The following is a 6627-nucleotide window of genomic DNA, read 5'->3' as shown; positions in this document are numbered from 1 at the left end:
CGGCGGCGCGATCGGCGGCTACCTGCTCGGCGCGCTCGCGAGCGGACTCTCGCTCGCGACGGCGGTCGGGTTCTGATACGGTCTGCTGTACCGATTTACCAGTGCGACCGCGATACGGCCCTGCGGTCGCACCGGAAATGACTTACAGCAGTCCGTATGAGCGTCGCTCTCCGTCGACCGTCGATTCGTCGTCATCACCGGTGTCCACCGTTTCACTGCCGCCGTCACCCGTCCGCTTCCTCTGTTTCGACGATCTCGACCTCGAGGTCGTCGTACTGCTCGAGGCCCCGAACGAGGGTGTCGATCCGGCCTTGCTCTGATTCCCCCTGAAGGACCTCCTCGGTGGGGTAGACGGCGACGATGACGAGGGGGTCGTCCTCGTGTTCGTCTCGGATGATATCGAGGGAGACGTCGACGTCGTACTCCCCGTCCAGCGTCGCAGTGCCCTCGGCGGACTCGACGGGGAACCGTTCGCCGAGCGTCTCGAGGGCGCGGCCGCCGACGGCTCGCTCGATCGATAGTCCGTCATATCGATTCTGGACGCGCTCGACGAGGACCTTGTCCGAGGGCTCACTGACGGGGTTGAACTCCTCGCCACCGACGGTGATCTGCGGCGTCGAGAGCACGCCGAACGCACCCGCCCGTACCGGCTGCTCGCCGAACCGTTCGGCCGGCAGGTCGATCGCCCGATCGTAGACGCTATTGTAGCTCGTCAGTTCGACGTCCTCGCCGCCCACTTGCTGGGTCTCGACCCGTTTTATCGTCCCCTGATACTCGTAGCCTGCCTCGGCGGCCGCCTCATCTGAAACACGTGCGGGTGCCGCCGAAACCATCGTCATATCGTCGGCGAAGCCGCTGAGACAGCCGGCCACCGTGCCGACGCCACCCGCCGCGAGCGCGCCGAGAAACAGCCGTCGATTCATGTTGTTCGATCCGACCAGACTCGAGGAAATAAACGCCGCGGTGGTCTTCACTTGCTGATTACAATTCGAACTGCATGGATGATGCAGTGACTGGAATAACTGGCGCTGTTGGAATCCGCTTCACGGATCCGAATGTATGCTAGCTAGTAACATTGCAGTTATATCCTCATCGATCGTTGTAATCTGCATGTTTACTCCGCTCGAAGACATCCGCTTTCTCGCGGACTCGGAGAACCGATTCACTGCGCTCGAAGCCCTCGCGGCAGGCTCCCGTACGAGGGCGGAATTACAGAGCGCGACCGAGGCCTCTAAAGCCACGATCAGCCGCCTCCTCGGTGATTTCGAGAGCCGCGGCTGGGTAGTGAGGAAGGGGCACCGATACGCGTTGACTCCGCTCGGAGAATACGTCGCGAGCGAGTTCATCGACCTCTACGACCACATGACGACCGCCAACGATCTGCGGGAACTGCTCCCGTGGTTTCCGCTGGGGGAATTGGATGTCGAATTCGACCTCGAGGTCTTGACCGAAGCGACGATCACTGCGGCAACCCCCGACGATCCGATGGCGCCAGTGGCCCGCGTGCTGGATATCGAACGTGAGTCAACCCGGACGAAGACACTGGCGGACAAGTTCCCCGAGCCGTGTGTCGATGCGAGATACGAGGCGGTCGTCGGCGGCACGCAGACGATGGAACTGGTGACCACCCCGGTCGTACTAGAGTCAGTGATGGCATCTCCGCTCGCCGACGAGTTCGAGGACATCGTCGCCGCCGACCGCTCCACGGTATACGTCTACGACGGTGACGTCCCGCCAGGGGGCATCTACGACGGGACGGCCTACCGTATCGTTCTCGACGATCGGGACATCTCTGTCGGTCTGATCGAATCCGACGATCCGGCCCTCGTCGACCGACTCACGGAGACGTTCGACGAGTACCGGGAAGCGTCGACCCGCCTCACCGCGTCGGAGTTGCGCAACGGCTGGGAATCCGTGTGGGCGAAGACGTAGCAGCGGCGTCCGAGACGACGGATTCGTGGCCGGCGTCTCACGACCGCAGACGATACGAGTCCCGGGTAGCCGACTGATCGAGGCGGTCTTTCGATGAGGACCGCCTCCGCCTCGCGTCGAGGGACGGATGAGGGTGGTGTACGCGTTGCACGGCGTGAAACGGTTACAGCAGATGCCTATACCGTGGTCGCAACCGAAGTCACTCGACGGGTACAGAGCCATGAAAACCGAGAACGAGGCGATAGATGCGGAGGCGGTAGTTGCGTTCGACAAATCGTTCCGCGGCCGGGTCGTCCTCCCGGACGACGAAGACTACGACGAGTGCCGTCGGGTCTGGAACGATATGATAGACCGGTATCCGGCGATGATCGCCCAGTGTGCCGGGGTCGCGGACGTGATCGCGTCCGTGAACTTTGCCCGCGAGAACGACCTTCTCCTGGCCGTCAAGTCCGGCGGGCACAACGCCGCGGGGAACGCGGTCTGTGACGACGGCCTCGTGATCGATTGCTCCCCGATGAAGTCGGTCCGGGTCGATCCAGATACCAAAACCGTCCGCGTCGAACCCGGCGTCACGATGGGAGACCTCGATCACGAAACCCAGGCGTTCGGGGTCGCTACCCCGGGCGGAACCGTCTCGACCACTGGCGTCGCTGGCCTCACCCTGGGGGGCGGGTGGGGGTGGCTGAGTCGGCGGTTCGGACTCACTATCGACAACCTTCGGAGTGTGGATGTCGTCACCGCGACGGGGGAACTCGTCCACGCCAGTGAGGACGAAAATCCGGACCTGTTCTGGGGGATCCGCGGGGGCGGCGGTAACTTCGGAATCGTCACCTCCTTCGAGTTCGACTGTCACGAGGTGGGACCGATGGTGCTCGGTGGGATGGTCATCCATCCGTTCGAGGACGCGGCCGACCTCCTCCGATTCCACCGCGAGTTTACGGCCGATATGCCGGACCAATGCTGCTGCTACGCCGCGATCATGACGGCACCGCCGGCACCGTTCCTCCCAGAGGCGGTCCACGGCACGAAGGTGGCCGCGCTCGCGCCGTGCTACGCGGGTCCCATCGAGACGGGCGAGGAACTCCTCCAGCCGCTCCGGGACTTCGGCGAACCGATCGTCGATCAGGTCCAGCCCATGCCGTATACGGGCCTACAACAGATGCTAGACGAGCCACAAGCGCCAGGATACCGGAACTACTGGAAGTCCCAGCTGGTGGACCCCCTCCCCGACGACGCGATCGACATGGTGGTCGAACGTGCGGGAACGCTTCCGTCCCCGATGTCGCAGATCGTCCTCGAGCATCTGGGCGGCGCGATTTCCCGTGTCGAGCCGGACGCGACGGCGTACCGGAACCGGAACGCCGAGTTCTCGTTTAACGTCTTTTCCCGGTGGGAGGATCCCGCCGAGGACGAGACCCACATCTCGTGGGCCCGGGAGTTCCACGGCGCGATGGGACCGTTCGCGACCGATGGCGTGGCCGTGAACTTCCTCAGCCAGGAGGGCGACAGGCGGGTCAGGGCCGCCTACGGCGACAATTACGATCGCCTGGTCGACGTCAAGGACGCGTACGATCCCGAGAACCGCTTCCGGATGAACCAGAACATCACGCCGTCCGCTCAGGTTGACGGCGGCGCGAGTCACGAATGAGTACGACGACGAATAGACGACGGCCACATCACGACCGTCGGCGGTTCAGTTCGGACTGATGAGCGTGATGTGAGGGCCGCTGGGCCCGATCGCACAGCTATTGATTTTGCGAGCGTCGACGAGAGCGCACGATACTCACTCGCCCGACGGCAGCCGATACGTCGCCCCCTCGTCCGTGTCCTGCACTTCGATCCCGAGCGTCTCGAGTTCGTCGCGCAACTCGTCGGCGCGCTCGTAGTTGCCGGCCTCGCGCTCTCGCTCGCGCACGTCGAGGACGAGATCAACCACGTCGCCGGCGAGTTCAGCAGAGCCCGTCGTATCGCCCGTAAAGGAGAGTCCAAGGACGCCGCCGAGTTCCTCGAGGGTCTCGACGGCCCGCCGGAGTCCGCGATAATCGTAGCTGCCAGCGCCGGTTCCGTGCTCGGCGTCGCCACCGGCGTCGGCGGCCGACTCCTCCAGGTGCCGATTGATCGCCGTCGCGACCGACAGCAGCGCGGACTGCGCTTCTCGGGTATTGAAGTCGTCGTTCATCGCGGTTGCGAACGCCTCTCGCGAGCCGTCGATCTCGTCGCGCAAGGACTCGTCGTCGACTTTCGAGCTCGCCGCCGGGGAGTCGAGCGCCTCGACGGCCGCCTCGTAGGCCCGCTCGAGTTGGTCCCATCGCTCCTCGGCCTCGGCGATCGTCTCGTCGGAGTAGAGCTGTTTGCTGTTGTACGAGCCGGCGGTCAGGAACGTCCGCATGACGTTCGTCCCCCAACGATCGATCGCTTCGTCGACCGTGACGAAGTTGCCGAGGCTCGAGGACATCTTCTCCTCGTCCATCTGGAACAGTTCGCAGTGGAGCCAGTAGTTCGCGAACTGCTGGCCCGTCGCGGCTTCGGACTGGGCGATCTCGTTTTCGTGATGGGGAAAGACCAGGTCCCGGCCGCCGACGTGGACGTCCAGCGTCTCGTCGAGGTGGGTCATGCTCATCGCCGAGCACTCGATGTGCCAGCCGGGTCGGCCCTCGCCCCACGGCGAATCCCAGGTCAGCCCCTCGGGCGGATCCTCGCCGTGGTCGACGCCCTCGTGGCGGTGCTCCGCGACCGCGTCGGCATCGACGCCGCCGGCCTTCCAGAGCGCGAAGTCCGCCGGGTTGCGCTTCTCGGTGCGCTCGTCGGGATCGCCCTGGGACTCGATCTCGCCGAGTTCCTGGTTCGAGAGCTTGCCGTACTCGTCGAAGCTGCTCACGTCGAAGTAGACCGAGCCGTTGGACTCGTAGGCGTAGCCCTTCTCGATCAGCGTCTCGACGAGGTCGATGATCTCGGGGACGTGCTCGGAGACGCGGGGGTAGACCTCCGCCCGCAGGAGGTTCAGCGAGCGCATGTCGTCGATCGTCCGCCGGATGTAGGTCTCGGCCACGTCGGCCTCGCTCTCGCCTAGATCATCTTCGCCCACTCGGGCGACGATCTTCTCGTTCACGTCGGTGAAGTTCTCGACGTGACGCACGTCGTAGGAGCGGTGCTCGAGCCAGCGGTGCATGACGTCGACGTGGACCCACGAGCGAGCGTGGCCCAGGTGTGGCGGATCCGAGACCGTCAGGCCACAGTAGTAGAGGAGGACGTTCTCGGGGTCCCGTGGCTCGAACGGCTCTTTTTCGCCCGTCAACGTGTTCGTCACGTGCAGGGTCATTACGCTCACTTCCGCCGGACGAAAGTTAAAGCGTGTGATGGCATCCGGGCGCGGCGCTTGCTCGTCTCAAGACCGACATGTGACGATCACGAGAGCCAGCAGAACAACTGCGATTAGTCCAGATGGTCGAGCTCTCCGAACCGCTCGCGGTTCATCGTCGTGACGACGAATCGTCGCACCGTATCGATCAGTTCTGCTTCCGTCTCGTACGTTTCGATACGGAGGTCCCATCGGGCTCGTGCCGACCGAATCATCTCACTGGTCACGTTCGCCTCGTGGACGAAGACGATCCTATCAGCGTGTGTCTCTGCGACGTTCTCTAAGATACTGCCCGCCTCCTCTCCGACACCGAAGTTGTGGCCGAGGAACGGCACGATGAACACGGTTGCATTCGCGCACCGGGCGTACTCGATGCTCTGAGTCACTGCATCGATCTCATCGGTCTCGATATCGATGTCGACCGCGAGGAATGCGTTTACCTCAGGATCCGTTCGAAGCGTTCCTTGTAATCGTCGGAGCAGGGCTTCCGCCTCGTCGATTATGTCCTCGTTCTGGAAGAGTTTCCTGAGGGGACCGGGGAGGTCCCCAACGGACACGTTCTGCCGTTCCTCGTCGGTCAGCACGTAGTTCAGATTGAACGATTTATACGGACCCATTAGATAGAGGAGAAATCGATCGTATTTCACGGTCCCAAGCCGGTCCGCGATAAGATCCCGCGTAATCTCCTGCGTCATATTCGGAATAATCTGCCGACAGTATATAAAGAAGCGCATTTTCAGTAAATGCTGGCTTGACAAGGACTAAGAGACGAGAGCGAGTAGTCCGTGGTACGATGGGGACGAAACATACGCGGATCGCCGACGGCGATCCGACCGACCCGGACGACCTACTGCCGGAGCAGAGCGTCCTCTCCCTCGAGGAGTACCTCGAGATGCAGGCCGCGATCGGGAATCGAACCCGATTCGAGATCGTCTACCGTCTCTCTCACGCGGACGAGCTAACACCGACGGAGCTCGATTCGGTACTGGAGATCGACGATAGCACGCTCCACTACCATCTCAATAAACTCCGAGACGTCGGGCTCATCGAGAAGCGCGTCCGAACGGAACGGGACAGCGACGGGCTCTACACATACTACAGGGCGACGATCCTCGGTGACGTCCTCCTCGAACATGGCGTCGAAGAGCTCCTCCGTCGCGAGTGGGATTTCAGCGAGGCGTACGATAGTCGCGAAAACTAATTGCTCTCGCCCATTTCACCCGCCTCTCACTCCGTTCGAACGCCCACGCGGTCGAGCGCATCCTCGACCGCTCGCAGCGCGTTCGCCCCCTCGAGCCGAGCGACCACGACGACCAGCGTGCCGTCGGCGACAGCCG

Annotated in this window: 7 protein-coding genes; 3 read left to right on the top strand and 4 right to left on the bottom strand. The window is 63.1% G+C overall.

The window, feature by feature from the left end; genetic code table 11:
• Nucleotides 1–224: 224 nt before the first annotated feature.
• A complete protein-coding gene (locus tag PGX04_RS31585; RefSeq protein WP_273742090.1) occupies nt 225–923 on the bottom strand; it encodes a DUF6517 family protein in 699 nt (232 codons plus the stop codon).
• Nucleotides 924–1110: 187 nt separating this feature from the next.
• On the opposite strand from PGX04_RS31585, the gene PGX04_RS31580 reads away from it, so the two are divergent.
• Entirely contained in the window at nt 1111–1932 is an 822-nt protein-coding gene (locus PGX04_RS31580) for a helix-turn-helix transcriptional regulator (RefSeq protein WP_273742089.1), read from the top strand.
• A gap of 220 nt (nt 1933–2152) precedes the next feature.
• Entirely contained in the window at nt 2153–3580 is a 1428-nt protein-coding gene (locus PGX04_RS31575) for an FAD-binding oxidoreductase (protein WP_273742088.1), read from the top strand.
• Between the two features lie 135 nt (nt 3581–3715).
• On the opposite strand, the gene cysS is transcribed toward PGX04_RS31575, so the two are convergent.
• The gene (gene cysS / locus PGX04_RS31570; RefSeq protein WP_273742087.1) at nt 3716–5251 is read right to left on the bottom strand and encodes a cysteine--tRNA ligase; all 1536 of its coding nucleotides are present in this window, start codon (nt 5249–5251) and stop codon (nt 3716–3718) included.
• Between the two features lie 113 nt (nt 5252–5364).
• Entirely contained in the window at nt 5365–5985 is a 621-nt protein-coding gene (locus tag PGX04_RS31565) for a DUF7509 family protein (protein WP_273742086.1), read from the bottom strand.
• A 98-nt stretch (nt 5986–6083) separates the two neighbouring features.
• Between PGX04_RS31565 and PGX04_RS31560 the strand changes: the two genes are divergently transcribed.
• Nucleotides 6084–6491: a winged helix-turn-helix domain-containing protein gene (locus PGX04_RS31560; protein ID WP_273742085.1), complete on the top strand. Its 408-nt coding sequence runs from the start codon at nt 6084–6086 to the stop codon at nt 6489–6491.
• Between the two features lie 26 nt (nt 6492–6517).
• Here the strand turns inward: PGX04_RS31560 and PGX04_RS34885 are convergent.
• Nucleotides 6518–6627: DUF7523 family protein (locus PGX04_RS34885; protein WP_425498473.1), on the bottom strand; the 110-nt coding region annotated here is incomplete at its 5' end.

This window comes from Natrinema soli, from assembly GCF_028618695.1.
This window is presented reverse-complemented; position numbering and strand designations above follow the sequence as displayed.